Consider the following 17358-nt stretch of genomic DNA (forward strand, 5'->3'; position numbering starts at 1 on the left):
GAGAGAGTTCGATGCCGTTCAAGATCATCGCCTCGCAGTGCACCAGCTGCTCGGCCTGCGAGCCGGAATGCCCGAACGTCGCCATCCGTGAGAAGGGCGGGACGTTCGTGATCGATCCCAAGAAATGCACCGAATGCATCGGCCATTTCGACGAGCCCCAATGCGTGGCGGTGTGTCCGGTCGACAATACTTGCGTCATCGACACGTCATTGCCGCGCTACCAGGCACCGGTCTGAGGGAGGAAAGAGATGAATTTCACGATCACACCGGCGGCGCAGAAATTCATGCGCATGATGCTCCGCGTTGACGGCGGCTCGGGCAGCGGCTTCCGTCTTGCCGTCAGTCCCGGCGGCTGCTCGGGCCTTGCCGCCGACATACACGTGCTCGCCGAGCCCAGGGCCGGCGATGCCGTGGTCGAGCGCGACGGCGTTAAGCTGTTCCTGCCGGCTGAAAGCCGGCTGCTGCTTGACGGCGTGACCATCGACTTCGCGGATACGCCGACCCAGACCGGGCTCGTGTTCCACGATCCGAAGCAGGTTTCGTGCAGCCACCATTGAGCAGACGCAAATGATGCCCGACAATTTCGTCAGCCCGCAAGTCGAGATCAACGAGGCGCTCGTCACCAGCGCCTTGCTCGGCCGCGGCCTGCCGAGCGAGGCCGAGCGTCATTTGTGGGAGGCCGGTCTGTCCTATCACCTGGACGACATCGCGGAGCATCATTTGCGTGAAGCCGAGGCACTCGCGCCCGGCCACGCCGCGGTGCTGATCGGCCTCTATCGATTCTATTTCTACAAGGGACGTCTCGCCGAGGCGCTCGATGTTGCCCGGCGTTGTCTGCTCAAGGCGGCGCAGGAGAACGGCCTTCCGGCCGATTGGCGCTGCGTTCGGGCGGACGACGCCGAGTTTGGCGGCTATGAAGACATCCTCGCGCGCTTCTTCCTGTTCTCACTGAAGGGCTACGCTTACTTGCAGATGCGCCTGGGGCAGACGGAAGAGGGGCGGATCGCGGTGCAGAAGCTGCTCGATCTCGATCCCACCGACAAGATCGGTGCCAAGGTCCTCCTGGGCGTGCTCGACCGGATGGGGCAGGATGATGAGTGACGACATCGATGAAGCCCTTGACTGGCAGGGCAACCAGGTCGATTGCGCCGGATGCGCGCATCTGGCGCTGAACGGTACCGGCGGCTGCCGGATTCGGCACGCCTGCGTCAACGATCGCTATGCCCGCCGGATCGACCGGTTCTTCAACTGGAATCCCGGTCTGGCCGACGGCTATCTCGGCCATCCGCATTTCGAGGTCCGCGCGATCGCGGCAAGATCCGCCAATCTGTTCCTGCTGCCGCCGCTGCTCGACGACGCCGACGAGACCGTGCGCTGGAACGTGGTTCGTCGCCTGCCCAAGCGCTACGCCCTGCAATTGCGCAAGGATCCGCATCGCGAGGTGAGGATGAGGGTTGCGACGCTGATCGAGGGCGACGAGTTGCTGCCGATGGCTGGCGACCAGGACTATTACGTGCGCCTGGTCGTCGCGCGCAGGCTGTCGCCGCTTCTGCTAAGCCGGATGATCAATGACGAGGAGGCGGAGGTCCGCCGCGTCGTCGCCCGGCGTGTTCCGGACGAATGGCTGCTCGGCATGATCAATGACCGCGACGCGGCTGTGCGGCTCGAGGTCGCGCAGCGCCTGTCGCCCGAGCGTCTGGCGCTCATGCGCCGTGATCCGGACTGGCGCATCCGCTACGAGGTCGCGAGCCGCGCCCCGACCGGCGAGCTAACGGCGCTCGTCGAGGATCAGGACAGCCTGGTGCGCGAGGTCGCGCGATCGCGCATCGCCGTGCGGCTCGAACGAGGAACGGGGACATAAGCATGAGCAACATCGTCCGCGACAGCGACGTCGTCGAACTGACGGCACCGCCCTTCTTCAGCTTCGGCGAGAAGGTGCGGGCCAAGCGCACTATCCGCAATGACGGCACCTATGCCGGCAAGGAGATCGGCGATATCCTCGCCAAGAAGGGCGAGATTGGCTACGTGGTCTCGATCGGCACCTTCCTGCAGCAATTCTACATCTATGGCGTCGAATTCCTCGAAAGCGGCAACCGCGTCGGGATGAAGCGCAAGGAGCTCGACCCCGTCACCCCACGCGACGCGGTCGAGGACATTCCGCTGCCGGAGGCTGCATCATGATGATCGAGCCCAAACTGCCGAAGTACCAATGGGGCCAGCGCGTGAAGGCTGCGGTGGACCTGCACAACGACGGCTCGTTTCCCGACGCGCCGGCCGAGGGCCTGCTCGTCGGCGTCGGCCACACCGGGGAGATCGTGCAGGTTGGCCGGCATACCGACGCCAATCTCCCGATCTATCTCGTCGAGTTCGGCGAGCGCCTGGTGGTCGGCTGCCTCGAAGAAGAAATCAGTCCGCTGTAGAGATGCCACGATGAATGCCGCGGTCCTCAGACGAATCGATGCCGCCATGCCGGTACATCCGAACGAGCTCGATTGCAGGCGAATCGAGCGCGCGTTGAGAGCGCGGCAGCGCTATCGCTATGTTTCGCCGAACGTCGAGGGTGTCGCTGGCGGCTATTTGATCCAGAGCCCCTGCTGCTCGCGGAACATCGATGCCGAAGGCGGCGTGATCGAAATCGCGTTGCTGCACTACGATGGCGCGAGCGCAACCTGGCATCTGCTCCGCAAGGATCACGAACGGGGCGTCTGGATGCTGCACTCGACACACCAGCGGCTCACCTCGGTGACGGATGTGCTGAACGCCGATCCCGAACGCGTATTCTGGCAGTAGGGGGAGCGGGATGGCTCTGGCAATGCACGAACTGACCGAGATCGAGCGGACGCTCGCCGCGCCGGACGTGGCACCACAGGTGTTCTCGACCCTTCGTCAGAGATTTCCTCACCTCGCCTGGATCCGCTGCGACGCCTCCGACGTGACGGAGACGCCGTACCGCAGCCTCGGGGCGTTCGACCTGCATCTGCTCGACAGCGCCGATCACTGCGCCCAGATCACCGACGATCCGGCGCGCGCGACCGGGATCGTGCTGGCAAAGCGGGCGGTCAAGCCATGACCGAACCGGCTCTCGTCTATGACGACGTGGCGGAGGCCGCCGAGGCACCGGTCGACGCCGGACATGACTTCATTCCGCTGTCCGACCCCGACGTCACCCTGGCCGAGATCGGGGCGGTGGATGCCGTGCTGCGTTCGCCGCGGCTCTCCAATGGTCCGCTTTCCGGAGCGTTCGAGGAGGCCTTCGCCGCCTATGTCGGCCGCGCCTATGCGGTCGCGGTACCGAGCGGCACGATCGGCCTGCTGCTCGCCCTGAAGGCCTACGGCATCGGCGCCGGCGACGAGGTCATCGCCTCGGCCTACTCGTTCCGGGAAGCCGCACATGCGATCAGCCTTGCCGGCGCACGGCCGGTGTTTGCCGATATCGACTATTGGTCCGGCAATTTGGCGCCGGCGAAAGTGGAGGAGCGCATCACGCCGGGCACGCGGGCCATTCTCGCGGCCAATACCAATGGCCACCCGGCGCCCTGGTCGGAGCTCCGCGACATCGCGACCCGGAATGGTCTCGTCCTGCTGGAGGATTCCACCGAGGCGATCGGTTCGCGCTACAAGGACAGGCTGGTCGGCAGCTTCGGCGACGTCGCCGTGTTCGATTTCGCGCAGCCGTCGCTGCTGACCTGCGGCGAGGGCGGCATGGTCGTGACCGACGACATCGACCTTGCCGTGACGCTGCGGCGTCACCGTTCGCACCGGCTGAGCGAGCGCTCTTCGGTTGTGGTCGGTTCGGCCGCGCCCTATCAGGCCGGACTCAGCGATCTCGCGGCTGCGCTCGGGCTGGCCCAGCTCGAGCGCATCGACGAGATCATCGAGCGCCGCCGGCTGGTCGAGCAGCTCTATGCAACGCATGTGCAGTCCTTCGAGGGCATCAAGCCGCCTTATGTCGCGCCCGATGTGACCGAGGTGAACTGGTTCCTCTATCTCGTGCATCTCGGCACCCGCTTCACCCGCTCGAGCCGGGATGCCATCGCCGAGGATCTCCGGGTCGAGCAGGTCGAGGCCGCCGCCTACAGCCATCCGCTGCACCTGCAACGGCACTATTTCGATCTCGGCTACCGGCGCGGCGATCTGCTGGTGACCGAGAAGATCGCCGATCGCGCCATCGCGCTCCCGTTTCATACCCATCTCACGGACAGCCAGATCGAATTCATCGTCGAGACCATGAAAGACGCCTCGATCAACGTGGGCGCCGGCGCGGCAATCTACTGAACCACCGACACGCACAACAAGGAGGATGAAGATCATGACCACACTGACCGTGATGCCCGAAGGCAAGATCATCGAGGTTGCCGAAGGCACAACGCTGCTCGCCGCGCTGCTCGGCGCCGAGATCGCGATACCTCACAAATGTGAGGGCCAGGCCAAATGCGGCTCGTGCCACATCTTCGTGCAGGAGGGGCGCAAGGGCCTGTCGAAGATCGCAAAGCTCGAGAACGAGAAGCTCGATTCGATCGTCGGCGTCGGCTCGAAGTCGCGGCTCGCCTGCCAGGCCACCGTGCTCGGCACCGAGGACGTCAAGATCGAGCTGCTCGGCTTCTCGTCGGGTTTTTGAACGCGGGAGCGGACCGATGGATAAACAGAACGTCATTCTTCACGCGCGGTTTGCGCCGAACGGCACCGTGGTCGAGATCAGCGAGCGGCCCGACGGCCTCACGCCGCAGGCCTGGTTCAACTTTCTCAGCGACAAGGCCGGCGACGTCTACCAGACGCTCGCGGGCGGGCGGGGCGTGTTCCGGTTGACGCGCGAGGAACTGACGGCGCTGAAGCAGGCGGCCGCGCCGGTCGCGGCCTGACCAGCCGGAGGAGCGCGTCATGGGGTCGGAAGAGATCGACGTATTCGTCATCTGTGCGAGCGACGAGATCGAGCGCGGCGGCGCGAAGGCATTCAGCCTGTCGCGCCTTGATGCATCCGGCGAGAGCCGTCCGTTCCCGATCGTCGTGATCCGGAGCCACGACAACGCCTATGTCGGCTATGTCAACGCCTGCCCGCATGACGGGGTCTGGCTCAATATCGGCAGTGGCGACTTCTTCACGCAGGATCGCGCGTTCCTGAAATGCGGCCGTCACGGCGCCACGTTCGAGATCGACAGCGGGCTCTGCATCGCCGGGCCCTGCAGCGGCAAGAATCTGGAGCCGATCGCGCTGGCCGTGGTCGACGGCGAAGTTTGCCTATGCGGCGAGCGGCTGGTCGAGGACGACCGCCCGTTCAGCGCCTTCGACGACCATGACGAGACCATGGAGATCATGATCCATCCGGATTAGCGGGGGAAGCGAGTGTGACCGTTGCGCAGCTGCTCGATCGACTGAAGGAACTGCCGGAGGACGCTGTGGTGCTGATGGAAAGCGGCGACGGACTTTCGCGCGTGTCGGGGTTGGAATTTGTCGCCGATCAAGGCCCCGGGGCGCCGGCGGAAGTTATCCTGTCGCCGAGCATGGACGAGTAGGCGCATAGCGGAAGGGATCGGCATGAGCGATACCGTGGTCACTGTTTCGATGTTCGAGCGGATCGGCGGGCCTGTGGTGATCGACCGCCTTGTGGAGAGCTTTTATCGCCGGATGGACGAGGCTCCCGACGCGATCGGCATTCGCGCCATGCATGCGGACGACCTCACATCGACCAAGCAGGTATTGAAGCGCTATCTCACCGAATGGACCGGCGGTCCCAAGCTATATTCGCCGGAGAAGGGTCATCCTCGGCTCCGCCAGCGCCACATCGGTTTTCCGATCGGCAGCGCTGAGCGCGATGCGTGGCTGCTGTGCATGCGCGGTGCGCTGGCGGAGACTGTGGTCGACGAAGCGGCGCGGGAAGACCTCGATGCCGCGCTCACCAGGCTTGCCGACTGGATGCGCAACCAGGCCGGCAATCCGCACGATGCGCGCGGCGGGCACGGCTGAAGGGGCGTAGCGTCAGTCCGACAGCGGCAAGCCAAAGAACTCCTCCTCGGCGCCGCCCCACGCTTTGTGCAGGGCGAGGCCGCTCCGCCACTTGCCCATCTCGGTTTCGTTCGCCGCGCGATGCGTGATCTTCCCCTCGGGCCGCTCGGCCAGCAGGAATTCCTTGCCGTTGCGGAGGAAGCGGTTGAGGTCCTTGGTGTCGGTCGGCCGCACCACGCAGCGCGGCGCGTCGTCGATGAGGATGGTGGTCGGCAGCATCTGGCGCGGCTCCCTCAATCCATCGGAGGTCCGAGATCGTCGTCGTCCTTCTTCTTTTTCTTTTTCTCGGTCTTGGCCTGGGCATAGGCGCCGGCATTCTTCAACGGGATCGGCTGCTGTCCTTCGACATATTGCGAGATCCAGAACAGGGTCCGCTCCAGCGCCTTCTCCGCCGCCTTCGTGCGGAAATTGCCGCGCTCGTTGCAGCTGAACCCCTGGGCGGCGTCGGGATAGGTAAAGGCGCTGACGTCGGGACGCCAGGCGCGGAATTGCGTGATGGCCTCCAGCGGCAGTTCGGGATCGCTCGCACCGAAATGCAGCAGCGTCGGGACCTTGCGCTTCTCGCGATAGTCCGCGACGGTCCCGCTGCCGTCATATCCGATCACGCAGGCGATGCCGTTGATCTTGTTGGCCGCGCTGTAGGCGAGGTCGCCGCCCCAGCAATAGCCGACGACCGCGACCTTGCCGGCGTTCTTCACCGCGTCGACGGTCGTCTGGATGTCCGAGATCGCCTGCTCGTTGCCGATCTGCGCGCTGATGGCGGCGCCCTCGGCCTTGCCGCCCTGATCGTGAGCAAGACTGACTCCCGGCCTGACCCGCTCGAACAGGGACGGTGCGATCGCGACATAGCCCTTGGCCGCGAAGGCATCGGCCACCTTGCGGATCTCCGGCGTGACGCCGAAGATGTCCTGGAGGACGACGACGGCGCCCTTGGGTGTATCTGCGGGCTCGGCACGATAGGCGGAGAAACTCGCTCCGTCGCTGGCGGTCAGTTCGATCATTGCATCCTCTCCTCTCCGATGGTCTCCGGTTGTTCCTAGAGCAGGCCGAGCTCGAGCTTGACGTCGTCGGTCATCCGCGACGAATCCCATGGCGGATCGAACACCAGCTGCACCGCAACCTTTTCGACACCGCCGACTTCGCTCACCGCCTTCTCCACCCAGGACAGCATCTCGCCGGCGACCGGACAGCCCGGCGCGGTCAGCGTCATGTCGATGTCGACCAGGCCGCCGTCTTTCGGTTCGACCCGGTAGATCAGGCCGAGGTCGTAGATGTTCACGGGGATTTCGGGATCGTGAACCGTCCGCAGCGCGGCGATGATGCCGGCGATCAGCGTATCGGTGTCGGCAAGCGCTATGGTCGTCATCGCTACCTCACTGGAGCCCTTCGGCGAGCGCCGCGACGACCGGCCAGCCCACCGCACCGGTGGGGTCGAGCCGGCGCAGGGCCGCGAGCATCTCGCGCGCCTGTATCTGTTCGTCCTTGCGCAGATGGATGAAGGCGAGCGCCTTCAAGGTGTAGAGCGCGAAGCGGCCGGCACCCTCGGGCAGTTCGGCTTGCGGCTGCCAGCTCCGCCAATCGCGGCTCCAGCCGGCCTGGTACGCGGCCTCGCGCAATCCGCGCTCGGCGATGCTCTGGGCCTCGTCGAGGCGGCCGCGATAGGTGTGGGTCTTGTAGAGGCAGAAATAGACCGCGAGCTCCGTCGGCGCGGCCTCCAGCGCCTGGCGGAAGATGCGGTCGGCTTCGAGCGGGTCGCGCCGATAGCTGATGACGCCCTGCTGCAGCAGCGAGTCGATCTCGGGTGCGAGCTCACCGAAATTGATGCCGTCGGAATCGACGAGGACGGCCGTCATACGCCACTCTCCGTCGTCGGGATGCGGCACCGAACGTCGAGGCCGCCGGAATCTGTATGGGACAATCTGAGTTCCTCGTCTTGCGTATCGGAATACGGGCGCATCCCTACGAAGCAAAAGCCGGGCCGGACGAGAAACGCTGCGAAAGTGCTTCGATTCGAGGCGTCGCGAGCCGTCGTCGTCGCGTCCGGGGCGAGGCCATCGGGGTTCGTCACGTCATCGACATGGACACGCGCGGCGTTGTCGGAAGTCGGACATGTTGCCGGCGCCGAGGTGTGCAAGTCCCTCGGAAAACACGGGTTCCGAAACTGGTTTGACGCTTGCATGGAGGTGTTCGCAGAGCAGGAGTGTGCGACATGGCGATGGCGGGACCGGACATCGAGCAATTGATCAGGGAAGCGTTCCCGGACGCCCATGTGATCGTGACCGACCTCGCTGGCGACGGCGATCATTACGGTGCGCGCGTCGTCTCGCAGGCATTTGCCGGCAAGAGCCGAATCCAGCAGCACCAGATGGTTTACGCCGCCTTGAAGGGACAAATGGGCGAGGCGCTGCATGCGCTCGCGCTCGAAACGGTGGTGCCGAAGTGAACAAGGAAGGACGAAGGCATGAGTGAACCGACCGAACAACGGATCAAGGACATCATCGCGGGCAGCGACGTCGTGCTGTTCATGAAGGGCGTTCCGGCCGCGCCGCAATGCGGCTTCTCCGGCACCGTCGTGCAGATCCTGAATGGCCTCGGCGTGCCCTTCACCGGCATCAACGTGCTCGCCGATCCCGAGATCCGCGACGGCATCAAGTCGTTCTCGAACTGGCCGACCATTCCGCAGCTCTACGTTAAGGGCGAGTTCGTCGGCGGCTGCGACATCGTGCGCGAGATGTTCAAGCTGGGCGAGCTGGCCGCGGTGCTGAACGACAAGGGCGTCGCGGTGGCGGCATCATGAGCGACGGCATGACCGAGGAGTTCGAGCTGCCGCAGCTCTATCGCCATCACGTCTTCGCCTGCCACACCCAGCGCCCGCCGGGCCACCCGCGCGGCAGCTGCGGCGTGGCCGGCGGCGGCCCGTTGTGGGAGCGGCTCGGCAAGGTGATCGAGACGAAAGGGCTCACCGACATCGGTTTCACCGCATCCGGCTGTCTCGGCTTCTGCGGAGCGGGTCCGTTGATGGTCGTCTATCCCGATGGTGTCTGGTACCGGCCGACCACGCCGGAGGACATCGACGAGATCGTCGAGGAGCACCTGAAGCAGGGCCGCCGCGTCGATCGCCTGGTCATGGTGCTGGCGCGGAGCTGAATGATGCATTCTTCCTTCTCCCCTTGTGGGGAAGGTGGCGCGAAGCGCCGGATGAGGGGTTCTCTCCGCGCGCACAACCGTATTAGGCGTTCGTGGAGACAACCCCTCACCCGACTCGCCACGACGCGGCGAGCCTCCCTCTCCCACACGGGGAGAGGGAAAGATCGCGTGACACTATGCCTCCGCGCAACGCGGCATCGCCTCCGGCCGCGTGCACCCCTGAAGGTCGCCACGCTCGCCGCCGAGCAATGACGGAACCGGCTCGCGGTCGAATCCGGCGCATCTTGCGCCATCGGTTTCGATCAACGGACGCCGGATCAGCAGGGGATCGTCGAGCATCAATGCGATCGCGTCTGCCGTGTCGATCTCCGCCGGCTTCACTTCGCCGGACTTGATGCGCGGCGCGGCCGGGTTGAACCAGGACGCGATGGGTGTCGCACCGAAGAAGGCGCGCAGTCGCGCTGCAGTCCAGGGCTCGGCCAGCAAGCTCTTCGCGACCACCTGATGACCGGCGGCTTCCAGCGCGCGGATCTGCCGGGCGTTGGTTCCGCAGCCCGGCTTCTGGTAGAACAGCACGGTTGCCACGCCTGCGCTCCTATTTCATCATGCTGAGCTGGACCAGCGGTGCGGCACCGCCGCGGCCGAGGATGGTGTCGACCTTCTTGCGCACGCCTTCCAGCGTCAGCGGTTTCACCACCGCGCCGGCGGCGCCCGCCTTCATGGCCTCGACAGCGGTGGTCTCGTCGGACTTGTCGGTGACGACGAGAACGCGCACGCCAGGAAATTGCGCGCCGAGCTCGCCGATCAAAGCCGGGCCGCGGGCCTTCAGGAACGAGACGCCGAGCAGAACGACGTCGGGCTTCAGCCAGTCCACGCCCTTTTCATAAGCCTCCTCCGGCGTCGCGAGCTCGTGGGTCTCGATCTCGTCATGCAGCATGAACTGCAGCGCCGCGCGGGTGATCTCATCCTCGTCGACCACGAACACGCGCCGCTGGTCGACGGCCTTGGCTGTCTCGACACCGATCTGCATCTGTCCTTCTCCTCACATCGCTTCGACATGGGAGTTAGCAATTTCCGTTCCGCATCCGCGCCGCCGATATCGCGGTGCATTTGCACCGCCATCGCCGAGATTCTTGTCCGGTTTCTGACAGTAGCCGTACCTCTGTAGGGTTCGACACAGCTTCTGTCGGCCGCTCGCATCGAAATATTTCGCGAGCGTGATCAGCGCCTTAGAGCGCTCGCAGCGAATGGCACGCCAGTTGCTATTTGGATGCAGCAACAACGAGTGAGGGCTGAGAGCACGCCGACGCCGCTGGCGAGCGATGTTCTCCTTCCCGAACCCCGCGGGCCCACGCTTCTGAGAGAGAAGCAATCTCGCGCGAGAAGCGCGGAGTCATTGGCAATCGGTTGATGGAGAGCAACATGTCTTCACTGAGACAAATCGCGTTTTACGGCAAGGGTGGTATCGGAAAATCGACGACGTCGCAGAATACGCTCGCGGCGCTTGCCGAGATGGGTCACAGGATCCTGATCGTCGGCTGCGATCCCAAGGCGGACTCGACCCGCCTGATCCTGCACGCCAAGGCGCAGGACACCATTCTCAGCCTCGCGGCCAACGCCGGCAGCGTCGAGGACCTGGAGATCGAGGACGTCATGAAGGTCGGCTACAGGGACATCCGCTGCGTCGAGTCCGGCGGTCCGGAGCCGGGCGTCGGCTGCGCTGGCCGTGGCGTCATCACTTCGATCAATTTCCTGGAAGAGAATGGCGCCTATGAGGACATCGACTACGTGTCCTACGACGTGCTCGGCGACGTCGTTTGCGGCGGCTTCGCGATGCCGATCCGCGAGAACAAGGCGCAGGAAATCTACATCGTGATGTCCGGAGAGATGATGGCGATGTACGCCGCCAACAACATCTCCAAGGGTATTCTGAAATACGCCAATTCCGGCGGCGTCCGGCTCGGTGGCCTCGTCTGCAACGAGCGCCAGACCGACAAGGAGCTGGAGCTGGCGGAGGCGCTGGCCAAGAAGCTCGGCACCCAGCTGATCTATTTCGTGCCGCGCGACAACATCGTGCAGCACGCGGAGCTGCGCCGCATGACCGTGCTGGAATATGCCCCCGAATCGCAGCAGGCCGACCACTACCGCAAGCTCGCGGCCAAGATCCACAACAACGGCGGCAAGGGCATCATCCCGACTCCGATCACGATGGACGAGCTCGAGGACATGCTGATGGAGCACGGCATCATGAAAGCGGTTGACGAAAGCCAGATCGGCAAGTCCGCCGCCGAGCTCGCCGCGATGTCGGCCTGACCATCCTGCCGGCCTCCCGTATCGGGGAGGCCGGCACATGTCGAGGACCCCTGCGGCATAACCGGCGGAGCGTTTCGTGATTGCGGTGCAAGCGAGGACGATCGAAGCGACGGCGCAACTCCCGGCAGGGTCCGACAACGATGGGCCGCATGTGGGAATAGAGTTCTACCGCCTGCTGACCGGCTGCGATCCGGCTGAAGCCGACATCGGCGCCGACGATGATTTCGACCGTCATGTGCTGGCTTCGATCCTGGCCGCTGCAGTGATGGACGGCGGATCGATCGCGGAGCGCGCCGGCCTTTCGGAACAGGAATTCAACAATCTGCTCGCCCGCCATTTTCCGTTGGCTACGGTCCGTGCCTTCGCCTGGATGCCGAGGCCGGTCTCCGAGATCGACGACGAGACGATGATGGTGCGCGATCTCTTGCGCGCGCAGCGCTCGACCGACGGCGAGGTCGGCCATTGGCTGGCGGCGATGGTGGCGCGGCGCGCGATGGAGCCGAACCATCTCTGGGAAGATCTCGGCTTGCGCGAGCGGCCGGAGCTGTCGCGCCTGTTGATGCGCCATTTTGCGCCGCTGGCGAGCCGCAACACGAAGAACATGCGCTGGAAACGCTTCTTCTACCGCATGCTCTGCGAGGACGACGGCTTCGTGATGTGCACGACGCCGGTCTGCACGCAATGCAACGATTTCGAGCTCTGCTTCGGCGAGGAGAGCGGCGAGAGCCGCATGGCCGAGCGTCGCCGGGAATTTTTGCGCGGCGCCAGCGATCATGTCGACGGCGTAAGGTGATCATGGACGCGTATCCGGAACTATCCGTTATCGATGCATTGGGTTTGGAGCCGCCCGCGCAACGCGAACTCCGTCACGGCGAATGCTCGGCGTTCCACCGCCTGCGTGATGCAGGCCTGCGCCCCACGCGCCAGCGTGTGCTGCTGGCGGAACTGCTGTTTGGCCGGGGGCATCGTCATGTGACCGCGGAGACGCTGTTTGCCGAGTCGGTCGAGGCGAACATCCAGCTTTCGCTGGCAACCGTCTACAACACGCTCAACCAGTTCACCCAAGCCGGACTGTTGCGCCGCATCGGCCCGGATGGCTCGCGCTCGTTCTTCGATACCAACACGACGGTTCATCCGCATTTCTACCTTCACGGCGAGGACACGCTGATCGACGTCCCCGAGACGCTTCTCCTCCAGCAGATGCCCGAGCCTTTGCCGGGTCACGAGATCTCGCGGCTCGACATCATCATCCATATTCGCCGCAAGTCTGCCGACATCTGACACGTCGCCTGTCCGACGCTGTCGCATTTGCGACAAAGCTCGCGCGGCCGATAAGTCGATGGATTTCAAGTGCTTGGCGGTCGATCTGCTGATGGCACGAGGGTTGCTGAATTCCTGATCGGAATGAATGATTGGAGTGCGCGGATGGTGTTTTCCGACCCGACGAAGCGGCTGGATGGCGGTCGGCCCCGACACGTCGTCCTGAACGACACCACGCTGCGTGACGGCGAGCAGGCGCCGGGCGTCGCCTTCACCACCGCGGAGAAGGTCTCGATCGCGCGCGCATTGGCCTCGGCCGGCGTCACGGAGATCGAAGCCGGAACGCCTGCCATGGGCCACGACGAAGTGAGCGCGATCCGCGCCATCGTCGAGGCCGGCCTGTCGGCGACCGCAATCGGCTGGTGCCGGATGCGGACATCGGATGTCGATGCGGCCATCGAAGCCGGCGTCTCCATGGTGAATGTTTCGATCCCGGCCTCCGACGTGCAGATTGCCGCCAAGCTTGGCGGCGGCCGGCCGGCAGCGCTGGAGCAGGTCAGGCGGGTGGTCGGTTATGCCCGCGACAAAGGCCTCGACGTAGCCGTCGGCGGCGAGGATTCCTCCCGCGCCGATGTCGGCTTCCTGGCCGAGTTGATTGCAGTCGCAAAGGCCACGGGCGCGCGACGCTTCCGTATCGCCGACACGCTGAGCGTGCTCGACCCCGATGCCGCCTTCGCCTTGCTGGCGGCACTTCGCGCCACCACGGATCTCGAGCTCGAGTTCCACGGTCACGACGATCTCGGCCTTGCGACCGCCAATACGCTGGCCGCGATCAAGGCGGGCGCCACGCACGCTTCCGTCACCGTGATCGGTCTTGGCGAGCGGGCCGGCAATGCTCCGCTGGAGGAGGTCGCGGTCGCGCTCAAGCAACTCTATGGCTGCGATACCGGCGTGGTGCTGTCCGAACTGGAGAAGGTAGCATCCGTGGTTGCTGCTGCGGCCGCGCGCGCCATCCCGCTCAACAAGGCGATCGTGGGCGAGCATGTCTTTACCCACGAGTCCGGCATTCACGTCGATGGCCTCTTGAAGGATCAGCGCACCTATCAGGCGCTGGATCCGCGGCTGCTCGGCCGCTCCAACCGCATCGTGATCGGCAAGCATTCGGGCCTCGCGGCGATTACCGCGCTGCTCGCCGAGCTACAGCTGTCCGTCAATGCGGAAGAGGCAAGGACTGTGCTCGCCCGCGTTCGCCAGCACGCCGTCGAGCACAAGGGCGCCGTCGGCCGGGAGACGGTGACGGCGATCTGGCGCGAGGTGCGCGAGCGTTCTCTCCTCAATTGCGCGTGAGGGTATCATGGCCTGTGTCGTCGACATTCCGCTCGTTGAGCCGTCGCCCCCCGGACCGGCTAAGCCGTCCTTGCTGAAGTTGATCCGAGAGGACATCGGCTGCGTGCGCCAGCGCGATCCCGCAGCGCGCAGCCAGCTCGAGACGCTGCTGACCTATCCCGGCATTCATGCCGTGATCTGGTACCGGATCGCCAACCGGTTTTGGACCGGCGGCTGGCGCTTCCCGGCCCGGCTGTTGTCCTGGTTCGGACGCTTTGCTAGCAATGTCGACATCCACCCCGGCGCGCGCATCGGCCGGCGTTTCTTCATCGACCACGGCGCGTGTGTCGTCATCGGCGAGACCGCCGAGATCGGCGACGACGTGACGCTCTATCACGGCGTCACGCTCGGCGGCACGTCGTGGTTCCCCGGCAAGCGCCATCCAACGCTGGAAGATCGCGTCGTGGTGGGGGCGGGCGCAAAAATCCTCGGGCCGATCACGGTCGGCGCCGGCTCGCGCGTCGGAGCCAATTCGGTCGTGATCGACAGCACCCCGCCAGATGTCACCGTTGTCGGCATTCCCGCGCGCGTCGTGCGCCCGCAACTCGGTCATCGCCGTGTCGTCGGCCGGATCGACCTCGATCATCATCTGATGCCAGACCCCGTCGGCGATGCCATTGCCGTGCTGCTCGACCGTGTCGAGTTTCTGGAGGCACGGCTCACCCACATGCAGAAGCGCGCCAGGGATGCCGGCGCCCCCGCGCCGCAGAGCACTGCGTGCATGGTACCGCAGAGCCCGATGGAGACCGATAATGGCTGATGGAATTCTCACCCAACTCAACAAGGCCTCTGCCGCCGAGGAGTTCTTCGCGCTGCTCGGCGTCGACTACGATCCGAAGATCGTCAACGTGGCACGGCTGCATATCCTGCGGCGCATGGGTCAGTACCTCGCCGGAGAGGATTTTACCGGAATAGCGGACGAAACCGTGGCGGAACGGTGCAAGACCGTGCTGGAGCGCGCCTATGCGGACTTCGTCGCCTCGACGCCGATCGACCAGCGCGTCTTCAAGGTCCTGAAGGACGCCGTCGCGCCGCGGCCGAAGCAGACGCCGACATTGGTGCAGATCGGCACGCTGAAGTGAAGCCGTGTTCTGTCGCATTTGCGACGCGTGTCGCAGCAGCGTTGTCGGCTCCACTGCCTAAGGCGGATGCAAGCGATACCGTCGCTCTTCTAAGTCGCTGCATCGACATCCGTTTTTCATCGCTCGCGCAGTTGGTACGACACTTGCTGTTCCTGCTCTGAACCGAATTTTGAAGACGAGTCCTGGAGAAGCACATGCACATCGTCGTCTGCATCAAGCAAGTCCCGGACTCTGCGCAGATCCGCGTGCATCCCGTGACCAACACCATCATGCGCCAGGGGGTGCCGACCATCATCAATCCCTATGATCTGTTCGCACTCGAAGCCGCGCTCGAGCTGCGCGACCAGTTCGGCGGCGAGGTCACGGTGCTGACCATGGGGCCCCCCTCGGCCGAGGATTCGTTGCGCAAGGCGCTGACCTTCGGCGCCGACCGCGCCGTGCTGCTGACTGATCGATTCTTCGCCGGCGCCGATACGCTGGCCACCACCTATGCGCTGGCAACGGCGATCCGCAAGATCTCGACCGAGTTCGGTGCGCCCGATCTCGTCTTCACCGGCAAGCAGACCATTGACGGCGACACTGCGCAGGTCGGCCCCGGCATCGCCAAGCGGCTTGGCCTGTTGCAGCTGACCTATGTCGCCAAGATCAGCGCACTCGATCTGACGGCCCGGACCATCGACGCCGAGCGGCGTTCCGAGGGCGGCGTCCAGCTGTTGCGCACCAGGCTGCCGTGCCTCGTCACCATGCTGGAGGCGACCAACCAGATCCGGCGCGGCGCCATGGCGGACGCCCTGCGCGCCGCGCGCGCGCCGATCGTGAAATGGAGCGCTCAGGATGCCGGCGTCGAGGACATCTCGAAATGCGGTCTGCGCGGCTCACCCACCATCGTCAAGCGGGTCTTCGCGCCCGCGGCGCGCAGCGAGAAGGCGGAACTGATCGAGGGGGGCGAACAGCCGGCCGAGGCGCTGATCGACGCCATCCTCAAGCGCCAGCCGGCACTCGAAACCGAGCTCGCGGCGTTGGCGCGCGGCTATTGAGGCGAGAGGGAGCAAGCATATGGGCACCGCACCGAAAACCGCAGCTCCTGCCGCCGGCCGCGCCGCGACCAAGAAGGAGCTGCCGGAGCATTTCAAGGCATACAAGCATGTCTGGGTCTTTATCGAGCAGGAGCGTGGCCAGGTTCATCCCGTCTCCTGGGAGCTGATGGGCGCCGGCCGCAAGCTTGCCGACAAGCTCAAGGTCGACCTTGCGGCCGTCGTGATCGGACCCGAAGGCGAGGCGACACAGAGCGCGGCCGCGGAATCCTTCTGCTACGGCGCCGACCTCGTCTACATGGTCGCCGACCATCTGCTCGCCGACTACCGCAACGAATCCTACACCAAGGCGCTGACCGACGTTGTCAACACCTACAAGCCGGAGATCCTCCTGCTCGGCGCCACCACGCTCGGCCGCGACCTCGCGGGTTCGGTGGCGACGACGCTGCTCACCGGCCTCACGGCCGACTGCACCGAGCTCGATGTCGATGCCGACGGCTCACTCGCCGCGACACGCCCGACCTTTGGCGGCTCGCTGCTCTGTACGATCTACACGCTGAACTACCGGCCGCAGATGGCCACGGTGCGCCCGCGCGTGATGCCGATGCCGGAGCGCGTCGTGCGTCCGGTCGGCCGCATCGTCAGCCATCCGCTCGGCCTCGTCGAGGACGACATCGTGACGAAAGTGCTGTCGTTCCTGCCTGATCGCGATTCCGCAAAATCCAATCTCGCTTATGCCGACGTCGTCGTCGCCGGCGGCCTGGGGCTTGGCTCGCCGGAAAATTTCCAGTTGGTACGCCAGCTCGCCACCGTCCTCGGCGCCGAATATGGCTGCTCGCGGCCGCTGGTGCAGAAGGGCTGGGTCACATCCGACCGGCAGATCGGCCAGACCGGCAAGACCATCCGGCCGAAGCTCTATATCGCCGCCGGCATTTCCGGCGCGATCCAGCATCGCGTCGGGGTCGAGGGCGCCGATCTCATCGTCGCCATCAATACTGACAGGAACGCGCCGATCTTCGATTTCGCCCATATGGGCATCGTCACCGACGCCATCCGGCTGCTTCCCGCCCTGACCGCGGCGTTCCGCGCCCGGCTGTCACCGCATTCGCGAGACCGGATCGCAAGCTAGAACAGGG

31 protein-coding genes are annotated in these 17358 nt (G+C 65.0%); 25 read left to right on the plus strand and 6 right to left on the minus strand.

What is annotated here, in order from left to right; genetic code table 11:
• The first annotated feature begins 11 nt into the window (after positions 1 to 11).
• The 14 genes from UNPF46_RS29370 to UNPF46_RS29430 are packed head-to-tail and all read left to right on the plus strand — an operon-like array spanning position 12 to position 5961.
• Complete coding sequence (locus tag UNPF46_RS29370) at positions 12 to 236, plus strand: 4Fe-4S binding protein (protein ID WP_100178681.1); 225 nt, start codon at positions 12 to 14, stop codon at positions 234 to 236.
• A 12-nt stretch (positions 237 to 248) separates the two neighbouring features.
• Positions 249 to 557 carry a HesB/IscA family protein gene (locus UNPF46_RS29375; RefSeq protein WP_142252321.1) on the plus strand — a complete coding sequence of 103 codons (309 nt, stop codon included), beginning with the start codon at positions 249 to 251 and terminating at the stop codon, positions 555 to 557.
• Between the two features lie 13 nt (positions 558 to 570).
• Positions 571 to 1101 carry a tetratricopeptide repeat protein gene (locus tag UNPF46_RS29380; protein WP_100181327.1) on the plus strand — a complete coding sequence of 177 codons (531 nt, stop codon included), beginning with the start codon at positions 571 to 573 and terminating at the stop codon, positions 1099 to 1101.
• Positions 1094 to 1861 (plus strand): 4Fe4S-binding leucine-rich repeat protein, encoded by a 768-nt coding sequence (locus tag UNPF46_RS29385; RefSeq protein WP_142252384.1) that lies wholly within the window; start codon positions 1094 to 1096, stop codon positions 1859 to 1861. Before UNPF46_RS29380 ends, UNPF46_RS29385 begins: the two co-directional genes overlap by 8 nt.
• Before the next feature lie 2 nt (positions 1862 to 1863).
• A complete protein-coding gene (locus UNPF46_RS29390) occupies positions 1864 to 2181 on the plus strand; it encodes a nitrogen fixation protein NifZ (RefSeq protein ID WP_100178683.1) in 318 nt (105 codons plus the stop codon).
• Positions 2181 to 2420 carry a nitrogen fixation protein NifZ gene (locus UNPF46_RS29395; protein WP_100181328.1) on the plus strand — a complete coding sequence of 80 codons (240 nt, stop codon included), beginning with the start codon at positions 2181 to 2183 and terminating at the stop codon, positions 2418 to 2420. Before UNPF46_RS29390 ends, UNPF46_RS29395 begins: the two co-directional genes overlap by 1 nt.
• Before the next feature lie 10 nt (positions 2421 to 2430).
• Positions 2431 to 2790 carry a DUF3024 domain-containing protein gene (locus UNPF46_RS29400; protein WP_142252322.1) on the plus strand — a complete coding sequence of 120 codons (360 nt, stop codon included), beginning with the start codon at positions 2431 to 2433 and terminating at the stop codon, positions 2788 to 2790.
• A gap of 10 nt (positions 2791 to 2800) precedes the next feature.
• Positions 2801 to 3070, plus strand: coding sequence for a DUF6129 family protein (locus UNPF46_RS29405; RefSeq protein WP_142252323.1), 270 nt, complete (start codon positions 2801 to 2803; stop codon positions 3068 to 3070).
• Positions 3067 to 4275, plus strand: a complete 1209-nt coding sequence (locus UNPF46_RS29410; protein WP_100178686.1) for a DegT/DnrJ/EryC1/StrS family aminotransferase — start codon at positions 3067 to 3069, stop codon at positions 4273 to 4275. The genes UNPF46_RS29405 and UNPF46_RS29410 overlap by 4 nt, the downstream gene beginning before the upstream one ends.
• A 34-nt stretch (positions 4276 to 4309) precedes the next feature.
• Positions 4310 to 4618, plus strand: a complete 309-nt coding sequence (locus UNPF46_RS29415) for a 2Fe-2S iron-sulfur cluster-binding protein (RefSeq protein ID WP_142252324.1) — start codon at positions 4310 to 4312, stop codon at positions 4616 to 4618.
• 16 nt (positions 4619 to 4634) lie between these two features.
• On the plus strand, positions 4635 to 4859 hold the full coding sequence (locus UNPF46_RS29420) for a hypothetical protein (protein WP_142252325.1): 225 nt from the start codon (positions 4635 to 4637) through the stop codon (positions 4857 to 4859).
• 19 nt (positions 4860 to 4878) lie between these two features.
• Positions 4879 to 5328, plus strand: coding sequence for a Rieske (2Fe-2S) protein (locus UNPF46_RS29425; RefSeq protein WP_142252326.1), 450 nt, complete (start codon positions 4879 to 4881; stop codon positions 5326 to 5328).
• A gap of 14 nt (positions 5329 to 5342) precedes the next feature.
• Positions 5343 to 5510, plus strand: coding sequence for a hypothetical protein (locus tag UNPF46_RS37745; RefSeq protein ID WP_174719064.1), 168 nt, complete (start codon positions 5343 to 5345; stop codon positions 5508 to 5510).
• Between the two features lie 22 nt (positions 5511 to 5532).
• Positions 5533 to 5961 (plus strand): group II truncated hemoglobin, encoded by a 429-nt coding sequence (locus UNPF46_RS29430; protein ID WP_100178687.1) that lies wholly within the window; start codon positions 5533 to 5535, stop codon positions 5959 to 5961.
• A 12-nt stretch (positions 5962 to 5973) separates the two neighbouring features.
• On the opposite strand, the gene UNPF46_RS29435 is transcribed toward UNPF46_RS29430, so the two are convergent.
• From UNPF46_RS29435 to UNPF46_RS29450, 4 genes are read right to left on the minus strand one after another with little or no spacing between them, the layout of a single operon-like run.
• On the minus strand, positions 5974 to 6219 hold the full coding sequence (locus UNPF46_RS29435; protein ID WP_100178688.1) for a hypothetical protein: 246 nt from the start codon (positions 6217 to 6219) through the stop codon (positions 5974 to 5976).
• A gap of 14 nt (positions 6220 to 6233) precedes the next feature.
• Positions 6234 to 7001 carry a dienelactone hydrolase family protein gene (locus UNPF46_RS29440; protein WP_142252327.1) on the minus strand — a complete coding sequence of 256 codons (768 nt, stop codon included), beginning with the start codon at positions 6999 to 7001 and terminating at the stop codon, positions 6234 to 6236.
• Between the two features lie 35 nt (positions 7002 to 7036).
• On the minus strand, positions 7037 to 7366 hold the full coding sequence (locus tag UNPF46_RS29445) for a DUF59 domain-containing protein (RefSeq protein WP_100178690.1): 330 nt from the start codon (positions 7364 to 7366) through the stop codon (positions 7037 to 7039).
• 7 nt (positions 7367 to 7373) lie between these two features.
• Entirely contained in the window at positions 7374 to 7853 is a 480-nt protein-coding gene (locus UNPF46_RS29450) for a hypothetical protein (protein WP_100178691.1), read from the minus strand.
• A 356-nt stretch (positions 7854 to 8209) separates the two neighbouring features.
• On the opposite strand from UNPF46_RS29450, the gene UNPF46_RS29455 reads away from it, so the two are divergent.
• From UNPF46_RS29455 to UNPF46_RS29465, 3 genes are read left to right on the plus strand one after another with little or no spacing between them, the layout of a single operon-like run.
• On the plus strand, positions 8210 to 8443 hold the full coding sequence (locus UNPF46_RS29455; RefSeq protein ID WP_142252328.1) for a BolA family protein: 234 nt from the start codon (positions 8210 to 8212) through the stop codon (positions 8441 to 8443).
• Positions 8444 to 8461: 18 nt separating this feature from the next.
• Positions 8462 to 8797: a Grx4 family monothiol glutaredoxin gene (gene grxD / locus UNPF46_RS29460; RefSeq protein ID WP_100178693.1), complete on the plus strand. Its 336-nt coding sequence runs from the start codon at positions 8462 to 8464 to the stop codon at positions 8795 to 8797.
• On the plus strand, positions 8794 to 9147 hold the full coding sequence (locus UNPF46_RS29465; RefSeq protein ID WP_100178694.1) for a (2Fe-2S) ferredoxin domain-containing protein: 354 nt from the start codon (positions 8794 to 8796) through the stop codon (positions 9145 to 9147). Before grxD ends, UNPF46_RS29465 begins: the two co-directional genes overlap by 4 nt.
• A gap of 174 nt (positions 9148 to 9321) precedes the next feature.
• Here UNPF46_RS29465 and UNPF46_RS29470 read toward each other — a convergent pair whose 3' ends face one another.
• Together UNPF46_RS29470 and UNPF46_RS29475 are read right to left on the minus strand one after the other, a co-directional pair.
• Positions 9322 to 9732 carry an ArsC/Spx/MgsR family protein gene (locus UNPF46_RS29470; protein ID WP_100178695.1) on the minus strand — a complete coding sequence of 137 codons (411 nt, stop codon included), beginning with the start codon at positions 9730 to 9732 and terminating at the stop codon, positions 9322 to 9324.
• Positions 9733 to 9742: 10 nt separating this feature from the next.
• On the minus strand, positions 9743 to 10177 hold the full coding sequence (locus UNPF46_RS29475) for a response regulator (protein ID WP_100178696.1): 435 nt from the start codon (positions 10175 to 10177) through the stop codon (positions 9743 to 9745).
• Between the two features lie 392 nt (positions 10178 to 10569).
• Between UNPF46_RS29475 and nifH the strand changes: the two genes are divergently transcribed.
• The 8 genes from nifH to UNPF46_RS29515 all read left to right on the plus strand — a co-directional run bounded on the left by nifH (position 10570) and on the right by UNPF46_RS29515 (position 17351).
• Complete coding sequence (nifH, locus tag UNPF46_RS29480) at positions 10570 to 11460, plus strand: nitrogenase iron protein (RefSeq protein WP_100181331.1); 891 nt, start codon at positions 10570 to 10572, stop codon at positions 11458 to 11460.
• A gap of 76 nt (positions 11461 to 11536) precedes the next feature.
• A complete protein-coding gene (locus UNPF46_RS29485; protein WP_100178697.1) occupies positions 11537 to 12253 on the plus strand; it encodes a nitrogen fixation protein NifQ in 717 nt (238 codons plus the stop codon).
• A 2-nt stretch (positions 12254 to 12255) separates the two neighbouring features.
• The gene (gene irr / locus UNPF46_RS29490; protein ID WP_100181332.1) at positions 12256 to 12741 is read left to right on the plus strand and encodes a Fur family transcriptional regulator Irr; all 486 of its coding nucleotides are present in this window, start codon (positions 12256 to 12258) and stop codon (positions 12739 to 12741) included.
• 144 nt (positions 12742 to 12885) lie between these two features.
• Positions 12886 to 14067 (plus strand): homocitrate synthase, encoded by a 1182-nt coding sequence (nifV, locus tag UNPF46_RS29495; protein WP_100178698.1) that lies wholly within the window; start codon positions 12886 to 12888, stop codon positions 14065 to 14067.
• A 7-nt stretch (positions 14068 to 14074) separates the two neighbouring features.
• On the plus strand, positions 14075 to 14866 hold the full coding sequence (gene cysE, locus UNPF46_RS29500; RefSeq protein WP_100178699.1) for a serine O-acetyltransferase: 792 nt from the start codon (positions 14075 to 14077) through the stop codon (positions 14864 to 14866).
• The gene (nifW, locus tag UNPF46_RS29505; protein WP_100178700.1) at positions 14859 to 15188 is read left to right on the plus strand and encodes a nitrogenase stabilizing/protective protein NifW; all 330 of its coding nucleotides are present in this window, start codon (positions 14859 to 14861) and stop codon (positions 15186 to 15188) included. The genes cysE and nifW overlap by 8 nt, the downstream gene beginning before the upstream one ends.
• A 194-nt stretch (positions 15189 to 15382) precedes the next feature.
• On the plus strand, positions 15383 to 16225 hold the full coding sequence (locus UNPF46_RS29510) for an electron transfer flavoprotein subunit beta/FixA family protein (protein WP_142252329.1): 843 nt from the start codon (positions 15383 to 15385) through the stop codon (positions 16223 to 16225).
• Between the two features lie 19 nt (positions 16226 to 16244).
• A complete protein-coding gene (locus UNPF46_RS29515) occupies positions 16245 to 17351 on the plus strand; it encodes an electron transfer flavoprotein subunit alpha/FixB family protein (RefSeq protein WP_142252330.1) in 1107 nt (368 codons plus the stop codon).
• The last annotated feature ends 7 nt before the right edge of the window (positions 17352 to 17358 follow it).

The organism is Bradyrhizobium sp. UNPF46 (assembly GCF_006658625.1).
In the GTDB taxonomy this organism is placed as follows: domain Bacteria; phylum Pseudomonadota; class Alphaproteobacteria; order Rhizobiales; family Xanthobacteraceae; genus Bradyrhizobium; species Bradyrhizobium nitroreducens.

What these genes read in the sequence shown, in the direction of transcription:
- irr (WP_100181332.1), top strand. Translation starts at nt 12,256, where the DNA reads ATGGACGCGTATCCGGAACTATCCGTTATCGATGCATTGGGTTTGGAG.
- grxD (WP_100178693.1), top strand. Translation starts at nt 8,462, where the DNA reads ATGAGTGAACCGACCGAACAACGGATCAAGGACATCATCGCGGGCAGC.
- UNPF46_RS29510 (WP_142252329.1), top strand. Translation starts at nt 15,383, where the DNA reads ATGCACATCGTCGTCTGCATCAAGCAAGTCCCGGACTCTGCGCAGATC.
- UNPF46_RS29380 (WP_100181327.1), top strand. Translation starts at nt 571, where the DNA reads ATGCCCGACAATTTCGTCAGCCCGCAAGTCGAGATCAACGAGGCGCTC.
- UNPF46_RS29405 (WP_142252323.1), top strand. Translation starts at nt 2,801, where the DNA reads ATGGCTCTGGCAATGCACGAACTGACCGAGATCGAGCGGACGCTCGCC.
- UNPF46_RS29455 (WP_142252328.1), top strand. Translation starts at nt 8,210, where the DNA reads ATGGCGATGGCGGGACCGGACATCGAGCAATTGATCAGGGAAGCGTTC.
- UNPF46_RS29475 (WP_100178696.1), bottom strand. Translation starts at nt 10,177, where the DNA reads ATGCAGATCGGTGTCGAGACAGCCAAGGCCGTCGACCAGCGGCGCGTG.
- UNPF46_RS29370 (WP_100178681.1), top strand. Translation starts at nt 12, where the DNA reads ATGCCGTTCAAGATCATCGCCTCGCAGTGCACCAGCTGCTCGGCCTGC.
- UNPF46_RS29515 (WP_142252330.1), top strand. Translation starts at nt 16,245, where the DNA reads ATGGGCACCGCACCGAAAACCGCAGCTCCTGCCGCCGGCCGCGCCGCG.
- nifH (WP_100181331.1), top strand. Translation starts at nt 10,570, where the DNA reads ATGTCTTCACTGAGACAAATCGCGTTTTACGGCAAGGGTGGTATCGGA.
- UNPF46_RS29420 (WP_142252325.1), top strand. Translation starts at nt 4,635, where the DNA reads ATGGATAAACAGAACGTCATTCTTCACGCGCGGTTTGCGCCGAACGGC.
- UNPF46_RS29390 (WP_100178683.1), top strand. Translation starts at nt 1,864, where the DNA reads ATGAGCAACATCGTCCGCGACAGCGACGTCGTCGAACTGACGGCACCG.
- UNPF46_RS29410 (WP_100178686.1), top strand. Translation starts at nt 3,067, where the DNA reads ATGACCGAACCGGCTCTCGTCTATGACGACGTGGCGGAGGCCGCCGAG.
- UNPF46_RS29430 (WP_100178687.1), top strand. Translation starts at nt 5,533, where the DNA reads ATGAGCGATACCGTGGTCACTGTTTCGATGTTCGAGCGGATCGGCGGG.
- UNPF46_RS29435 (WP_100178688.1), bottom strand. Translation starts at nt 6,219, where the DNA reads ATGCTGCCGACCACCATCCTCATCGACGACGCGCCGCGCTGCGTGGTG.
- UNPF46_RS29385 (WP_142252384.1), top strand. Translation starts at nt 1,094, where the DNA reads ATGAGTGACGACATCGATGAAGCCCTTGACTGGCAGGGCAACCAGGTC.
- UNPF46_RS29415 (WP_142252324.1), top strand. Translation starts at nt 4,310, where the DNA reads ATGACCACACTGACCGTGATGCCCGAAGGCAAGATCATCGAGGTTGCC.
- nifW (WP_100178700.1), top strand. Translation starts at nt 14,859, where the DNA reads ATGGCTGATGGAATTCTCACCCAACTCAACAAGGCCTCTGCCGCCGAG.
- UNPF46_RS29465 (WP_100178694.1), top strand. Translation starts at nt 8,794, where the DNA reads ATGAGCGACGGCATGACCGAGGAGTTCGAGCTGCCGCAGCTCTATCGC.
- UNPF46_RS29450 (WP_100178691.1), bottom strand. Translation starts at nt 7,853, where the DNA reads ATGACGGCCGTCCTCGTCGATTCCGACGGCATCAATTTCGGTGAGCTC.
- UNPF46_RS29445 (WP_100178690.1), bottom strand. Translation starts at nt 7,366, where the DNA reads ATGACGACCATAGCGCTTGCCGACACCGATACGCTGATCGCCGGCATC.
- UNPF46_RS29400 (WP_142252322.1), top strand. Translation starts at nt 2,431, where the DNA reads ATGAATGCCGCGGTCCTCAGACGAATCGATGCCGCCATGCCGGTACAT.
- nifV (WP_100178698.1), top strand. Translation starts at nt 12,886, where the DNA reads ATGGTGTTTTCCGACCCGACGAAGCGGCTGGATGGCGGTCGGCCCCGA.
- UNPF46_RS29375 (WP_142252321.1), top strand. Translation starts at nt 249, where the DNA reads ATGAATTTCACGATCACACCGGCGGCGCAGAAATTCATGCGCATGATG.
- cysE (WP_100178699.1), top strand. Translation starts at nt 14,075, where the DNA reads ATGGCCTGTGTCGTCGACATTCCGCTCGTTGAGCCGTCGCCCCCCGGA.
- UNPF46_RS29440 (WP_142252327.1), bottom strand. Translation starts at nt 7,001, where the DNA reads ATGATCGAACTGACCGCCAGCGACGGAGCGAGTTTCTCCGCCTATCGT.
- UNPF46_RS29425 (WP_142252326.1), top strand. Translation starts at nt 4,879, where the DNA reads ATGGGGTCGGAAGAGATCGACGTATTCGTCATCTGTGCGAGCGACGAG.
- UNPF46_RS29395 (WP_100181328.1), top strand. Translation starts at nt 2,181, where the DNA reads ATGATCGAGCCCAAACTGCCGAAGTACCAATGGGGCCAGCGCGTGAAG.